This window comes from Halomonas sp. AOP43-A1-21 (assembly GCF_052376775.1).
GTDB lineage: Bacteria > Pseudomonadota > Gammaproteobacteria > Pseudomonadales > Halomonadaceae > Vreelandella > Vreelandella colorata.
This window is the reverse complement of the sequence record NZ_JBQSWC010000011.1, coordinates 84,366-98,404: the sequence shown is the minus strand read 5'-3', so window position 1 is coordinate 98,404 and position 14,039 is coordinate 84,366. Positions and strand designations below refer to the sequence as shown.

General features: G+C 52.6%; 11 protein-coding genes. 1 reads left to right on the top strand and 10 read right to left on the bottom strand.

Features of this window, described 5'->3' with window-relative positions:
* Positions 1 to 146: 146 nt before the first annotated feature.
* From ACT3R7_RS08470 to ACT3R7_RS08450, 5 genes are all read right to left on the bottom strand, one after another.
* Positions 147 to 1,358: a YeeE/YedE family protein gene (locus tag ACT3R7_RS08470; RefSeq protein ID WP_496199005.1), complete on the bottom strand. Its 1,212-nt coding sequence runs from the start codon at positions 1,356 to 1,358 to the stop codon at positions 147 to 149.
* 104 nt (positions 1,359 to 1,462) lie between these two features.
* The gene (locus tag ACT3R7_RS08465) at positions 1,463 to 2,461 is read right to left on the bottom strand and encodes a phosphotransferase enzyme family protein (protein ID WP_496199004.1); all 999 of its coding nucleotides are present in this window, start codon (positions 2,459 to 2,461) and stop codon (positions 1,463 to 1,465) included.
* Between the two features lie 54 nt (positions 2,462 to 2,515).
* On the bottom strand, positions 2,516 to 3,529 hold the full coding sequence (locus ACT3R7_RS08460) for an AI-2E family transporter (RefSeq protein WP_496199003.1): 1,014 nt from the start codon (positions 3,527 to 3,529) through the stop codon (positions 2,516 to 2,518).
* Between the two features lie 606 nt (positions 3,530 to 4,135).
* Positions 4,136 to 4,624, bottom strand: a complete 489-nt coding sequence (locus ACT3R7_RS08455) for a hypothetical protein (protein WP_138435700.1) — start codon at positions 4,622 to 4,624, stop codon at positions 4,136 to 4,138.
* A 74-nt stretch (positions 4,625 to 4,698) separates the two neighbouring features.
* A complete protein-coding gene (locus ACT3R7_RS08450; protein WP_192532262.1) occupies positions 4,699 to 5,025 on the bottom strand; it encodes a DUF7709 family protein in 327 nt (108 codons plus the stop codon).
* Between the two features lie 376 nt (positions 5,026 to 5,401).
* Between ACT3R7_RS08450 and ACT3R7_RS08445 the strand changes: the two genes are divergently transcribed.
* Positions 5,402 to 6,370: an integron integrase gene (locus tag ACT3R7_RS08445; RefSeq protein WP_496199002.1), complete on the top strand. Its 969-nt coding sequence runs from the start codon at positions 5,402 to 5,404 to the stop codon at positions 6,368 to 6,370.
* Between the two features lie 179 nt (positions 6,371 to 6,549).
* Here the strand turns inward: ACT3R7_RS08445 and ACT3R7_RS08440 are convergent, their stop codons facing one another.
* Genes ACT3R7_RS08440 through gmtY form a run of 5 tightly spaced genes read right to left on the bottom strand, consistent with a single transcriptional unit; the run spans position 6,550 to position 13,904 of the window.
* Positions 6,550 to 8,724: an AAA family ATPase gene (locus ACT3R7_RS08440; protein ID WP_496199001.1), complete on the bottom strand. Its 2,175-nt coding sequence runs from the start codon at positions 8,722 to 8,724 to the stop codon at positions 6,550 to 6,552.
* The gene (locus tag ACT3R7_RS08435) at positions 8,717 to 9,157 is read right to left on the bottom strand and encodes a VPA1267 family protein (protein ID WP_496199000.1); all 441 of its coding nucleotides are present in this window, start codon (positions 9,155 to 9,157) and stop codon (positions 8,717 to 8,719) included. Before ACT3R7_RS08435 ends, ACT3R7_RS08440 begins: the two co-directional genes overlap by 8 nt.
* Positions 9,150 to 9,818 carry a gamma-mobile-trio protein GmtX gene (gene gmtX / locus ACT3R7_RS08430; RefSeq protein WP_496198999.1) on the bottom strand — a complete coding sequence of 223 codons (669 nt, stop codon included), beginning with the start codon at positions 9,816 to 9,818 and terminating at the stop codon, positions 9,150 to 9,152. Before gmtX ends, ACT3R7_RS08435 begins: the two co-directional genes overlap by 8 nt.
* The gene (gene gmtZ / locus ACT3R7_RS08425) at positions 9,815 to 12,436 is read right to left on the bottom strand and encodes a gamma-mobile-trio integrase GmtZ (protein ID WP_496198998.1); all 2,622 of its coding nucleotides are present in this window, start codon (positions 12,434 to 12,436) and stop codon (positions 9,815 to 9,817) included. The genes gmtX and gmtZ overlap by 4 nt, the downstream gene beginning before the upstream one ends.
* 1 nt (position 12,437) lies before the next feature.
* On the bottom strand, positions 12,438 to 13,904 hold the full coding sequence (gmtY, locus tag ACT3R7_RS08420) for a gamma-mobile-trio recombinase GmtY (RefSeq protein ID WP_496198997.1): 1,467 nt from the start codon (positions 13,902 to 13,904) through the stop codon (positions 12,438 to 12,440).
* Positions 13,905 to 14,039: the final 135 nt, after the last annotated feature.

Below are 14,039 nucleotides of genomic sequence, written 5' to 3'. Positions count from 1 at the left end.
GGCCAGGGCGCAGGGCTTAAAGCAGCTTTTAAATGGTTTTAAAACAGTTTTTAAAACGGTTCTTAAAACGGTATTTCAAACAGAATTTAAGACAGAATTTAAGACAGAATTTAAGACAGAATTTAAGACAGTAATTGCACAAGCGATTAACTCGTTTTGGCAACCGGCTTACGACCTTCCACACCGCCGAAAAAGAACGGGCGCAGCTTAACGCCGAACATATTGCCCGCAAACGCCGCAACCAGCCATACCCAGCCGTGCAGGCTACCGGAGGCGATACCGCCAAAGTAAGCGCCAATATTGCAGCCAAACGCCAGGCGCGCACCATAGCCCAGCATTAGCCCACCGATGACTGCCGCCAATAACGAACGCAGCGGAATTTTAAAGTTAGGCGCAAAACGACCGGCCAAATGCGCGGCGGCCAACGCCCCCAGCATAATACCAACGTTCATCACCGTGGTGATATCGCTCCATACGCTGGCTTCAAGTGCTGCAGCGTTACCTTGGGACTGCCAATAACCCCATTGGCTAACATCACCGCCCACCAGCTCAAACCCTTTGGCGCCCCACAATGCAAAGGCCGAGGTAATGCCCCACGGGCGGCCAGCCAGCGCCAAGGTGGCAAAATTCAAAAGCGCCAAGGCAACCGCCCCGGCTAACAGTGGCCAGGGCCCGGTTAGCCAGCGTTCAACACCCGGCTTTTCAACCACCGGTGTACTTTCCAACTGGCCATGACGACGCTTTTCCATCACCAGTGTAAAGGCAGCGATGGCGGCAAACAGCACCAGGCTGATCGCTATTCCACCACCCGTACCGGCAATATCAATCAACGAGACCGGCTGAAAAGCAGGTAAGCTCTGCCACCACGCGAAGTGCGCCGTACCAATGACCGAGCCCACGATAAAGAACACCAGGGTAATCAGCATGCGCGCATTGCCGCCACCCGCCGTAAATAGCGTGCCCGAGGCGCATCCACCGCCAAGCTGCATGCCTAAACCAAACAGAAACGCGCCAAACAGTACGGAGATACCAATAGGCGATACAAACCCCTGTACCTCAGTGCCAAATAGGGTACCGGCGCCCAGCGCAGGAAAGAACAACATAACGGCAATCGCCAGCATGACCATTTGTGCGCGCAGGCCACGCCCACGCCGCTCGGTAATAAATACCCGCCAGGCAGCGGTAAACCCAAAGGCTGCGTGATACAGCACCATGCCCAATAAACCGCCCACAATCATCAGTAGGCCAGTATTAGCGCCAAACACCACGCCTATCACTAATGCGCCGAGTACGATTGCTGCCGTGGCAATCAGCGGCACCCGATAGCTGGTGGTCGCCGCGGGCGTTATCGTTGACATACAGTCACCTTCACCTTTTCAATGCCAAAAGCGCCTGCAATCAAGCAGGCGCTATGGTCAACGTGGATAATGGCGCTAAGCTTAACGCCGCACTCACATAGAAGCTAATACATCACGCAAGATCTAGCGTGTAGATACTGGCGGGCTAAATGGGCGGTGCCCTGAATATACCCCTTGCCCAATTCAAGGGCGGTGGGGCTTTCTGCATGCGTTGCCAACCAAGCGCTGAGCATAATGCGACGAAGCATAATAAACGTATCCAGCGCTGCTACGTCCTCCTCCTCGAACGTAGCCATGCTTCGATAGCCACGGACCCACGCATCGCGCAATTCGGGCACCATGGGATTGAGCTCGTGAAAACTGATCGCGGCGGCAAAGTCGTAGGCGTACCAGCAAAAGCCACTGTCGTCGAAGTCGATCACCGTGAGCCGGTCGTCACTGACTAATAAATTCGCTAGCCGCAAATCCCCATGCACCAGCCCATAACGGTCTCCACGATCACCATATTCGGCGATAAAGCTATAAATATGCTCGATGGCCTGGTGGATTACGCTTTTATCGACACGACTAATGCCGGGCGCCTCTCGCCAATCCCCCCACAACCCATCAGGCGCAATCATGGTGTCGAGATGCCAGCGCTTACGCGTAAATCCTTTGGGTGGCTGCCACGCTTTACTGTGCTTATGTAACGAGGCCGTGACGGCGCCCAGCGTTGCAAACCAGTTAGGCAGCTCTTGCCCAACATGGGGTTCATGGCCGCTCACATACTCAAACGCTACCGCGTGAAACTCGCGATTACCCGTATGGATGCTTACGACAGGGTTTTCGCTAGTGGTGCTAATCGGTCGTGGCGTGTGAATATTACTGGAGGCACGCAGGGCATTAATCCAGGTAATTTCGGACTCGATCTCCCTACGCTCGTGATACCCGGGGCGATGAACGCGAATTACCCTTTTGTCACCGGTGTGAGGATCCTGAGCAACGAACGTGGCATTTTCCGATGTGGTCAGCAATTCAATTTGGGTGTCGGGGGACATCTTCCAGACATCGAGCGATTGGCAAATTCCCGACTTGAATTCATCGATCAATGCTTGTGTATACACCTGAGCCTCCATTCACCTGCTTTGTTAATGTGCAGCACACATCGATATGCATGACTACGACGCCTCTTCTTCTCGCGTGACGTAAAGGCGGTTAACCATCACAAACACCACAACGGTCAGCGGGGCCGCTAATAACAGGCCTGCCACCCCAAACAGCGTACTGGCAGCAAATAGCGAAAACAGCAGCATGGCGGGAGGAAGATTCACAGCGCGCTGCTGGATCAGCGGCTGTAAAATATTGCCTTCAATCTGCTGAATAACCGTGTAGGCAATCAATACAAACAACGCCGTTTGAGGGCTTACTGTGTAAGCAAGCAAGAGCGCAGGAATCGCTGCGACAAGCGGCCCCACCAGCGGCACAAAATCCAGAAGCCCGGCAATAAGCCCCAGCCCAAGCGGCGCCGGAACATCTAGCAACCACATGCTGATACCCACCAACAGCCCGGTGACCACCATGGCCACTAACTGCCCGCCCAGCCAGAAACGCAGCGCCTTGCCGCTATCGTCAAGCGCCTCTCCCAAACGTGGGCGGCTTTTAATCGGGGCAAGCAACAGTAAACCACGGCGGTAAACGTCCGGCTGCGCCGCAAAATAAACCATCCCCACGATAAGCGCGAAGAAGTTGACCACGCTCCCCCCCATCGAGACGACGACCATGCCAATTTGAGAAATGCCGTTCCCAAACATGCTGCCTGCTCGCTCAGCGGCGTTATCCAACAGCGGCGCCAGCGATGTTCCCTCAATACGCTCCTGCAGCTGCTCCCAAGCATCGGGCAGCAATGAGGTCAAGGCTTCCAGCTCGGAAGATACCTGCGCCCCAAATCCCCAACTGATCAGCCCCAAGACCACTATCAAGCCAATAATAACGGTTAACAGCGCAAGCCATCGGGGCGCGCCCAACCGTAGCAGCGGCGCCATGCAGGTTTGCAGCACACAGGCGCCCACCACCGCACCAAAAATCAAGATAAGCAGGCCAACAAGCTTCCAAAGCATCAACGCTACCACTGCCAGCATTAATACAATCAGCGCGTATTCCGTAAACGTCCGTTGTCGATCAGTGGTATGCATTCACTCTTCCCTTTGATACATTGATAGAATCACGAGCCTAGAATCTAAGTCTTATATAACCCATTAAGCACTTACTTATAGGCGATGCACTATAGAGCGCCACCGTTGTTACTGATAATCTTTTTTACATGCACATTGTTGTATATCGATCTCAAAATTAAAAAACCCCTTCTTCCGGAGTATATAGTGAATTTTGTGTACTTCTTTTGGTGAGTGAGTGAATGCCCCATGAGCAAAGGCTTTTGGGGCATTTTTCGTTTTTACACGGTGTGTAATTTGGTGTGTAAAAACAGGAGCACTTGCTCCAAGGGCTCTGCCCTCTCGCCGCAAGCGGCGATTCACCCGAGGTATTTCACGACCAGCGATGTAATCCAGTGAGAGCACAGATACAGATAACTTCCTCGGGGAGGCTTAAAAGTGAGCAATGGTCGTACCACCATACTCATACTGTAGCTGGAGGATGCCACAATAAATTGGCCGCCCGTAGCTTTGGTCGCAAAGCGAACGTTCAGATTTCGGAATAACGCATAGCTAAGCGGCGGCTGAAAGCCGTCCGGTGGACGGCCGACAGGCCGGGAACGAACTTAAGCGACTTGTTAAAAGGCATCAGGCCCGCCCCCTAAGTTTCTGGAATAGGTTCAGCCAAAAAGACGAGTTGGTCACAAGCCATAACCCAACGGCAAGCTGAAACGCCAGCCCCACCGTCCAAAGCAAACTGGAAACTGAGATGTCTGCTGTATTTGGGATAAACCCCAGGGAACGCGGTAGGTAAACGATTGCATCAACAACGAAGTACAAGCCAGCCAGTTGAAAAAGCGCCTTTTGAGAATCATTACTTAAGGAACTTTCTGAATCCGTCTGGGCGCGTGAAAGAACGGATTTCGCCGCTTTGTTGATTAAAAATACGGCAACAATACCGATGAGAAGGAAAGATCCAATAAGGCCGATGTAAGCGACTAGCGGCATCTCTTTCTGCTGATACTGCTCGATGCTCGAGTAAGCCAGAAAAAGACTCGGCAAATTTAAGACAACCTCAATCAGCAGCCAGATCGAAATAACCCTTAGCGCGATTGCTGTGACTTGCTGTGAATTCATGCTTTACCTTTTAACGCCGAAGCTCAGTTGCCGCTGTAGAGCGAAGCGGAACAGCGGTCAATTGCAGCGACTTGTTAGCTTTGTTTGCCAAGGTATTCTTTAGCGTACAGGCCAACTAAACTACGCCCAGGATTTTGACCGTTAATCCATTCATCAACGGAGAATAGCTCAAACAATCCAACTTTAATCAAGGTCGGTACTGCGATCTTCAGCTGCTCTTCTACCTCGCCACGCTCACCTGCGTTGTATAAAGCGACGTTGCGGAGCATCGTGGCAACCGTACCTGTTTGTACCTTACTTCCATCTTTAAGGGTGACTGCGGGAAGCTCTTCTCCTTCGGCCACGATCTTTTTATTGATCGAACCAAGTTGCTCGATATTTTCTGGTGAACCTTCGGACATCTCGATCTCCTTCAATAATTTTCGTAATAGCTAACAGCTTATTAGTTTGCTTTCTTATTAAACCGCAACACCATCACCCAGTCCAATACTGCTTCACAACCTGAATAACCTCGATTTTTCAGATCATTACCCCTCCATCTCAGGGGGCTTTTGAGCTTTTGGTTCTGTGAAAAGTGTGCACGCGGGATATTTATGCACGTTTTTGCACGTTAAATCCAGTGGGTCGAATTTTTCCCATGCTGAAACAGATACCTACAGAGATGCATTGTGAAAAGCGAGCAGGGCCGTGCAAATTAAGCCGCAAGAATTTTGGCGTTTTTGGGTGTTTTTTATTATAACTGTACGTACATACAGCATTCAGCCACGGAGGGCGAGCGTGTCGAAATCACCGTTTCTACAATCGGTCCGCACAGAAATTAGGACAAAGCAGTACAGCTACCGAACCGAGAAGTCCTATCTTTACTGGGTTCGTCAGTTCATCCTTTTCAATGACAAGAAGCACCCAAAAGTCATGGGTAATCACGAAATTGAGCGTTTCCTGAATCACCTCGCCGTCAATCGGGGAGTCAGTCCGGGCACTCAAAATCAGGCGCTATGCGCGATTATTTTTGTCTACAAGCATGTGCTGAAGCGGGAGATTGAAAACCTACACTACAAGATGACGAAAACGCCTCGACGCATGCCAACCGTTCTGAGTCCCGATGAAGTTGCTTCTATTCTTCAAAACATGGATGCAGAGTATTGGCTCATCACTGCGCTTCTTTATGGATGCGGTTTGAGAATCAACGAAGCTCTTTCGCTTCGCGTGAAAGACATCGACCTAAAAAGCCGCAGTTTGCTCGTATTCAACGGTAAGGGACGAAAAGATCGATACACACTGATTCCAGGCAATCTAAGAGAAAACATGGAGCGACAATTCGCCCATGTCAGGGCTGTACATGAGTCCGATCTGGCCGATGGATTCGGGCTTACGTCAGTGCCGGCCTCACTTCACAAGAAGTATGGACCGGCCATGAAGGACTTTGGTTGGCAGTACCTGTTCCCATCCGTAACAAGATGCGTTCATCCCATCGCTGGTTATGTGTGCCGCCACCATCTTCATCATTCATCGTACTCGCGGCGATTGAGGCAGGCCGTTCTGGCCACGGGAATCACCAAGCGTGTGACGGCTCATACCTTTCGGCATGCCTTTGCGACAGAGTTATTGAGATCGGGGAGCGATATCAGGACGGTTCAGGAAATTCTTGGGCATAGCGACATTCGAACGACAGAAATCTACACGCATGTCATTGGCGATCGACGTGCTGGAACCGTCAGCCCTTTTGATCGTTTGCCAAGTTCTTGATGGGGCATTGCTTACCCGTTTAAGGGGCGTAAAGCCTGGAATTGGGGATGCGGCGAATGTTCGCTTTTGTTTATGAGCTGATTTCGAGGTATTTGACGACCAGCGATGATCGTTTAAGATGAAGTTGCGGTACAGGGAGAGGTCCCGATGGCCGCGACCGGCGATGAGGGGGCGTGCCATTAATGGCTAACCCCCGAATCCCTCTCTTGCAGCAGCTCCCTCAAGAAACTCGCCCGCCTGGTGGCATTGCTTACCGATTTTACGATGGACGCAAAATCACTAGCCTGCCCGACAATATGTATCTCTGCCTCGGCACGGGTAATCGCCGTGTAAAGCCACGCACGGTCTGAGATACGCCCCGTCTGGACTGCCACGACGATTCTCGGGAACTGGCTCCCTTGAGCCTTGTGGAGCGTGATTCCGTAGCCAAGCTCCATGCAATCGAAGACTTCATCCGTAATTGAAATGGCTTCGCCGGTATCCAGTGTCACGACACCAAATGTTTCCTGGCCGTCCTGGGTGTCGCGCTCTGTTGAGGATAATACGCCAAGAGACCCATTCTGAATGCCTATGTTGTAGTTGTTCCTGGTGAAGAGGATCGGGTCGCCCACTCTGATATCGAGGAAGAATTCATCGCCATGCAATCTAAACTGCAAGCGCTCCCCATCGGGATTGATCAGCTTTTGGCACTCACGGTTCACCTCGCCAACTAGAGCCTTGGTGGCTCCAATGATCTGGGTGTTATAGGGTGACTCCGCATACAAGGATTTGCACTTATCGACCACCTTCTGCGGAGGCGTCTCGTGGAACGTGATTGCGCCAACCGATAACGAAGGAGGCATCTCGCCCCGGTTGATAGTGGTCGAGTATTCCGGGATACCCGTTGAGCCTTCTTGGCGTTTGACGATGTTCAGCTCAACCGTAGCGATTGCGCCCGATTCAACGATGTCTGAGAGAACTTTGCCACAGCCGATGGCTGGTAGCTGGTTCGGGTCGCCGGTCAGGATGATGCGTACCGAGGGATCGAGGTGCGTAACGATCCGATACATGGTCGGCAGGTCGATCATACTGGCTTCGTCGATGACCAGGAGATGCTGCGCCTGATCCAGTGACGGCGAGATCGGCTCTTCCCTCAGCAGGCGAGCAATCGTCATGGTGAAGAATCCGATGCTCTCGTGCAGCCGCATGGCTGCTCGCCCTGACAGAGCGACCGCATGAACCTTATAGCCCAGCGCAGCATAGGCTTTGAGCACGGTTCGAAGCACCGTGGTTTTACCCGTTCCGGCACCACCCGTGATGCAGGACACCGAATTCGTCAGGCTCGACTCGACCGCTTGGAGCTGCTGCTCGGTCAGGTCGTAGGGCAACTCCTGAACGGCCTCGGTGAGCGCCGTGAAGACGGGTTCATCTTCATCCTTGGTGGCGGCCAAGACCTTGAGCCGCTTCGCAACGACCGACTCCATTATGATTTGGGCGGTAGGATGGTAGGTGCCGGTCTCTGGCCGGAGAATGAACTGGCCGTTGCGATAACCGCTGGCGAACGCCTCTGCGACCAGGGCTTTATTGCCCAGAAGCTTGATCACCTCGGGCCTGAGCGCCTGATGGGAGGCGTAGGTGTGCCCCTTTTCTACCTCTTTTCGTATCGCGCTTTCTAAAGCAGCTGCGAGCCGCACCGGTGTTGATTTCTTCATGCCCATCTGTTCAGCAATGGCATCGATATCGGGAAAAGACATCCCGAATCCGAGCAATGCGTAAGGATTGCTCTTGAGTATCTCAACGGTGCGATCATCGTGGTATTTCAGGATGCGTTGCTGAATGCTCAGCGGCACTCCCAGAGAGGCCAGCCAGTTAGCATGCGCAAGGTTTCTGTACTTTGCGTAGCCGTTGTAAAGCGCGGTTACCGAAACCTCGCTGAGAACCTTTCTGAGAAGGGCTCTGTGCTTAGTAGTGTCGGACTGGAGTATGGGGTGCAGATCGCTGCCAAAAGCATCCCAGAGGGCTCGTGCTTTGGCCTCACCGATACCGGTGAACTCCTTTTCATTGGCAATGAAGCGGATCAGCGCTTCGCCCGTTTCGGGCAGTGTGCACTCCATCTCAGCTGGGGCATCATACAAATGCTGCTGAAGCTGATAATCACCTGCCTGAACGGTCCCCAGCGTCCTTACACCACACACCCGCCATTGCTGGCCAACGGACGGTTTAATAGGCAGGGACTGGTTTTCGCATCGGATGCTGACGATATATTTGCCCGAGTTGATTTTGTAACTGTCGGCTTTGAGGGGAATGCCCGTGAAGATCGTGTATTTGTAGCCGTTATGCTGGCAGCTGGTGACACGGAAATAATCCTCATGCATCGGGCGCGACTCCGAACTCAGTGAGGACTTCGGACAGTTCACCGTAACGTTTTAGCTTGGCTTCGAGGGTTGCCACTCGGGCCTTTAGCTCAATGTTTTCCTGCTCCAGCACTGAGAGCTTTCTCGATTCCATGGCTCTTTGGTTAATGCTGGGATCGTAGCGCTTCGGTTCTGACCGCTGGGCCAGGGCGGTTTCGGTCAGTTCTGGCAGAACACCCCGATCACGCAGGCTTTGCTCCAGATTCTCCAGTGCCGCTTTAATGGCCGGATTCTGGCGCAACGCGCTCTTTCCGATACCTATGGCTTTGGCGACTTCGCCACGGTTTAACTGGCCCCGAAAGATGATCTGCTTAAAATCGTCATCCGTTTGGGTGGCCACCCAGCTCTGGAAGGCACTCAGGTTCTGACGTGCTCTTTCCTGACCATTACTCATCCATTTCCCCAAGGATCTTTTTGATCGCTGTTATAAATCCGCGAGGTAGGATTTCCGTACCCAGCTCATCTTTCACTTGGCCCAGTACGTTCGCTCTAAATCCGAGTTTCTCCAACCATTCCTCGGAGCAGACGGTTTGCAACGCCTTGATCTCGTTTTCCGAACAGATCCCCTTTAACGAGGGCAGCAGCTCCACGCTGGCTTCAGACTGGGGCTCCACATAGGTCGTGGGACGCTTATCAATCACGATCTCGGTTGTGCTCTTGAGCATGTTGGCTTCGCTTCTGTAGCGATCCCGCTCCCGAATGATTTGTCCGAACAGCGCACGCACCGCCGCGTCCTCAATGCGCTCCAGCAGTTGGTGGTCCTGGCTCATTCTCTTGGGTGGCCCTACCGGTGGTTTCTTCGTGGTGGTCTTTGCCTTGGCGGCCCACGCTTCGACCAGATCCCGATAATGCTTGTTTGAAGTGGCACGAATCGACTGATAGCCCACACCGCCATCTTCCTCGGATACGCGCCCAATGGTGGTGATGGAAAAGTCCCGAGCACCGGAGTCGAAGTAGGCGCTCAACGTTTCGTGGAGCTTATCCAGAGAAGCCTTCGTCTTCGCGGTCTTGCCGTCTTTAAGGGTGTCTAGAATCGCACCAACATCAATGTTCATTCGGACACCTCCAAGGCCGGAATCCGCTTCAGAGCGCCCGACGATAGCGTGATCGGGGTGATTTGTTTGACGGCCTCAAATCCGCATTTCAGCAGCCCATCGTTCTCCAGGAACTCTTGCGCTTCGATGTAGTTTGTCGCGATTCGGTAGCCTTCCATCTGGTCGTCTGGGTCCGCGATCTTAGCCATCTTTCGAACGAGCGCATTACCCACGATCAACTGTGTGTTTTCGTCCATTTCCAGAAAGACGGGCTTGTACCCGGAGCGGGCCATCATGCGACTCAAGGCGTTGGTGCGCTTGGCAATCGCAGGCGTCTTTCGCAGGTCATCGTGTAGGTCGGGATAGAATTCAGCGTCCTCGCAGAGCAAGGAAAGGTGCAGCAATTCCGAGTCGGTTTCGATGAATTTCATGCTGACATTGAGGTCTTCCGCAGACCCCACGGCGACCAGCTTTTGACGGTCATCGTCCTCAGTTCGCCCATTCTCAATCAGGACCACTTTGTTGATCAGATTGAAGATGGCGATGTAGTCCTTGGCGTACTCATCTGCCTCCACGCGCTGCTTTTCGAACCGACGCTCCAGCGCCTGAAGTTCGCTGTGTTTGAGAAACGGCTTACCGGTTTCCTCGGCGGTGAACAGCTCATCCTTCAAGGCCTCTAATTGGCCTTCAATCTCGACGGCCAGTTCAGCTGCCTGATGCGCCTTGTAGCTGACCTGATTGAACTTGGAATTCAGCGCTGGCAGGTAGGTTGCATCGGTGATATGCCAGCGACAGCGGGGGCAGTTTTCAGGGCCATGGGATACCGGGCCATAAATCCTTGAATACGCATGTTCTGAATCTTTTATAAGGGGGCCGCCGTTCCAGCAGCCGCCAATGGTGGACAGTTCATCCGAACGCACGGAGTTGCCGCCGACCAGGCACAGACCGGTGGCCCGCTCCTCCCAGCCGATCGGATTTCGGTTGGCCAGTACGGTCGCGACAGAATTGTACTGATCACCGTGGAAGGCAGCGCGGAGTTGGATCTGCCTCATCTCTGCGTCCTGAAGAAAGTTCTTCAGTGATGCTTCCCCGCGTTCAACCAGGGCGGAGTCGACCTCGCTCATTTTCTCGGCCATCACCGAGGGCGTGATCTTGTTGTAATAGATCGTCATCAACAGGCGTGCATGTCCCGCGAGAAGCTTGGAGATCACCGGCAAGGGCAAGTCGGTGTCCATGGTGTAGCAGGTAATCAACGAGACCCGAAGGCTGTGAAGCGGGTATTCCGTTGCCGTCTTGGCTGTTTCTTGACCCTCGAAGTCCTCGCCGTAGTCTTTCACAAACCGCAAACGGTCCCCGTCTTTCATCCTCAGGCCCGACTGGAACACATCCTCTTCCAGTTTCGACAAAAGGCGGTACCAAGGGTTTTTGATAGATTCTTTGGTGATCGGAAACGCGAAATTTCGCTCCCGAAACAGAAAGGCAAACTCGCCCATTTCGGCCAATTGCTTCTTGGATTTGGCGATGCCTAAATGTCTTGTTTTAAGTTCTGTACCACTGGTCAACCGGTTAATCGGGTTGTACTTTTCCTGCCAGTTACGGAGTTTTTCCAGCCAATACAGCAGTTCTTCGTGCTGCCACGGGATGGTATACCCTCGCTGAATCTCATCTTTGTTTTGGTCGGCGGTTTTGTTGGTCGAGACGTACAGCCCGGTGGCATAGCTCTCCGTCATCGAGTCAAAAATGCGCCGGAAGACGCCTTTCTGATAGGGGCGTTTCGGTGTTCCGTACCTGAACGGGTGCTGGATGTTCTCGACCCAATGACCCCGCTCGTAACGCCAGGTATCGCCTTCGCCGGAGTCCAGAAACCGGAGCTGGTAAGAGCGAAGGGGCAGATGGAGCTTGGTAAATAGAAACATCGCCATCACAGGCGACCAAATCTCATGGACCTCAACTTTCTTGCTGTTCCTGGTCACAGTCCGTGTACGGGAAATGCAATCCAGATCATCGGGATCAATGACCTCCGGAGGCACTTCCATCCAAGCCAGATTCCCAGTTTGAAGGTGATCGATGGCCCACTGCCAGTCCCGGAAGTGAAACCCGACCCATGGCGTTTTATTGTCGGAGTCATCGGTTGGATAGGGGCAAAGAATGTGCCTGGCTTGCTGGATATAGCGATAAGGTAACGGGCTGTGGACGGTTTCGGTGTTTAATGTGTTTTTCTTGATTTTATCGAGCGGATTCAGGAACAGGGGCCGCTCTACGCCGTTATCATCCTCGACACTCAGATGGCTCTTGAGGATGTAGTCGCATAAATCGACCATGAGCGTAACGTATTGCTGGTTACTAGCAGTCGTTCCACTGCTAACCAGAAAGGCATCAAGCTCTTCACTGGACACCTTGTGGCCGCTCGGATGGCCCTTGAACATTGTGGCCACGTCAGCGGCATACGGGGCTTGTGCGTTCAGGTAAAGAAGAAATTTTCTTATACCCTCCAAACGTCTATTAACGCCTTTGTCTTGCGTTTTTAGCCATTCAATGGCGTACTGCTGCCATTGTAGCCAGTCGTGCCCCAGTTCCTCAGTCACCCACCCCAGAGTCAGATCCGTGGTGTAGCCTTTGCTTCCCGATTTTTTGGTCATGTTATCGCTTCCCTAACCGTGGATTCTTGCCGGTGAAGTGGCCGTTTGGATCGAGGTGTTCAAAACCGTGTTCTGCCAACGTCTTCCAGTCGAAAGAGGCGGGAGGCTTTTCCTTATCCGATCCCAATTGAAGTTGCTGGGTTGCCTGGGACAGCGCTTCTGAGACTTTCACGCTGGAGGGCATGGTGTAAGGAACCTGAGACTCCAGGCTTGCGTGATGCAGGCACTTTTTGCGAATGAGTGGATCCACCCCGGCATCCGTCAATCGGCGGCCATAATTGTGGCGATGACCATGAGGATCGAGTCCTACGCTCTTGTTGGGTTCGAGGCCAATTCGTCTTAATCCAGCCGCGTAGCTTTGGGTGAAGGCGTTGTAGGTATAGGGATTGCCCAGATAGCGAGAGTCGAAGCTGATAAACGCATAGGGGTGATAGCACCCCAACGATGCACGGAAAACCAAATACTGTCGCCACAGCAACATGAATATCCGAGCAAACTCCTGCGGGAAGAAATACGCCTCCAGATAACCATCTTTGTGATCCAGGGTTTTGGATTTCCAGCCGAGATGCTGGGTGTTTTGCATCTCCTGACGCGGTATGCGTGAATATTTTTCCTGGAGGTACGCCTTGCGGGTTTTTATCCCTTTTCGGGACTTCCATCCTTCAGGTGCCTTACCTTCTATCTCGTTGTAGATCCTCACGATTGCCCGATCCGGATCGGAGGGGTCCTCGAAGACATCTGTGACCCAAAGCAACAGTGCTTCGCTACGCCTCAACCCGGCCGCGTGCATCAGGAGCAAGATAAGCTTGTCCCGCAGCGCAACTCGCGGGTCTTTGGCTCCTCCCAAGCCATTCATGTAGAAGTCTTCAAACTTTCCCGTAGGGAAGGCAATGGCATCGTCATTGGTTCTTGCCAGAGGCGTTCTGCCCTTGATGCTGCGGGCTCTCTTGACAGTATTGTTGATCGACTTGTCTTTGATGTGTCCGAGGAAATCGTTCTGGTTGCGCCTAAACCAAGCGGCATACTGGATGCGCTCCTCATGTCGAGTGGCTGTCCGCAAGGTATTAAGAGGCTTGCCCAGACCTTTGTCCGAGAGCCAATTGGTGAAATTCGTCAGATTGCTGATGTGTCGATGTATCGTGCTATTACTGGCCGGTATCCAATAAAGGCCAGAGGGATCCAATCCATCTTCACCGATGGTGCCGCTGTAGAGCCGTCGGACAAAGGCCGCGAACAACGCTTCGGGTTCATCGAACATGCCTTCGTTGGCACTCATGAACTCGATGAGGAGCCTAATCGACTGAATATGGTTAGTGATTGTTGAAAGTGAGATGCCGTTTAGGTGAAGGCTAAGCACATAATCTGTGACTGACCCCAAAACCCCTTGGTCAGTCAGAATGACCGGAATCTCTGTGGCCACTCCACTTTTGTCCTGAACTACCTTGGCTGTAACCTTCGTTGCAAACATCCTTGATGCCCTACACATATTACACAGTATTCACTATACATATAGTTCATTCTTCAGGAAAAAGAAACCCCCAATTAAGGGGGTTTTTATCAAAATTACACAGTTCTAGGTACTATACAGAACCAACTGGAAGGG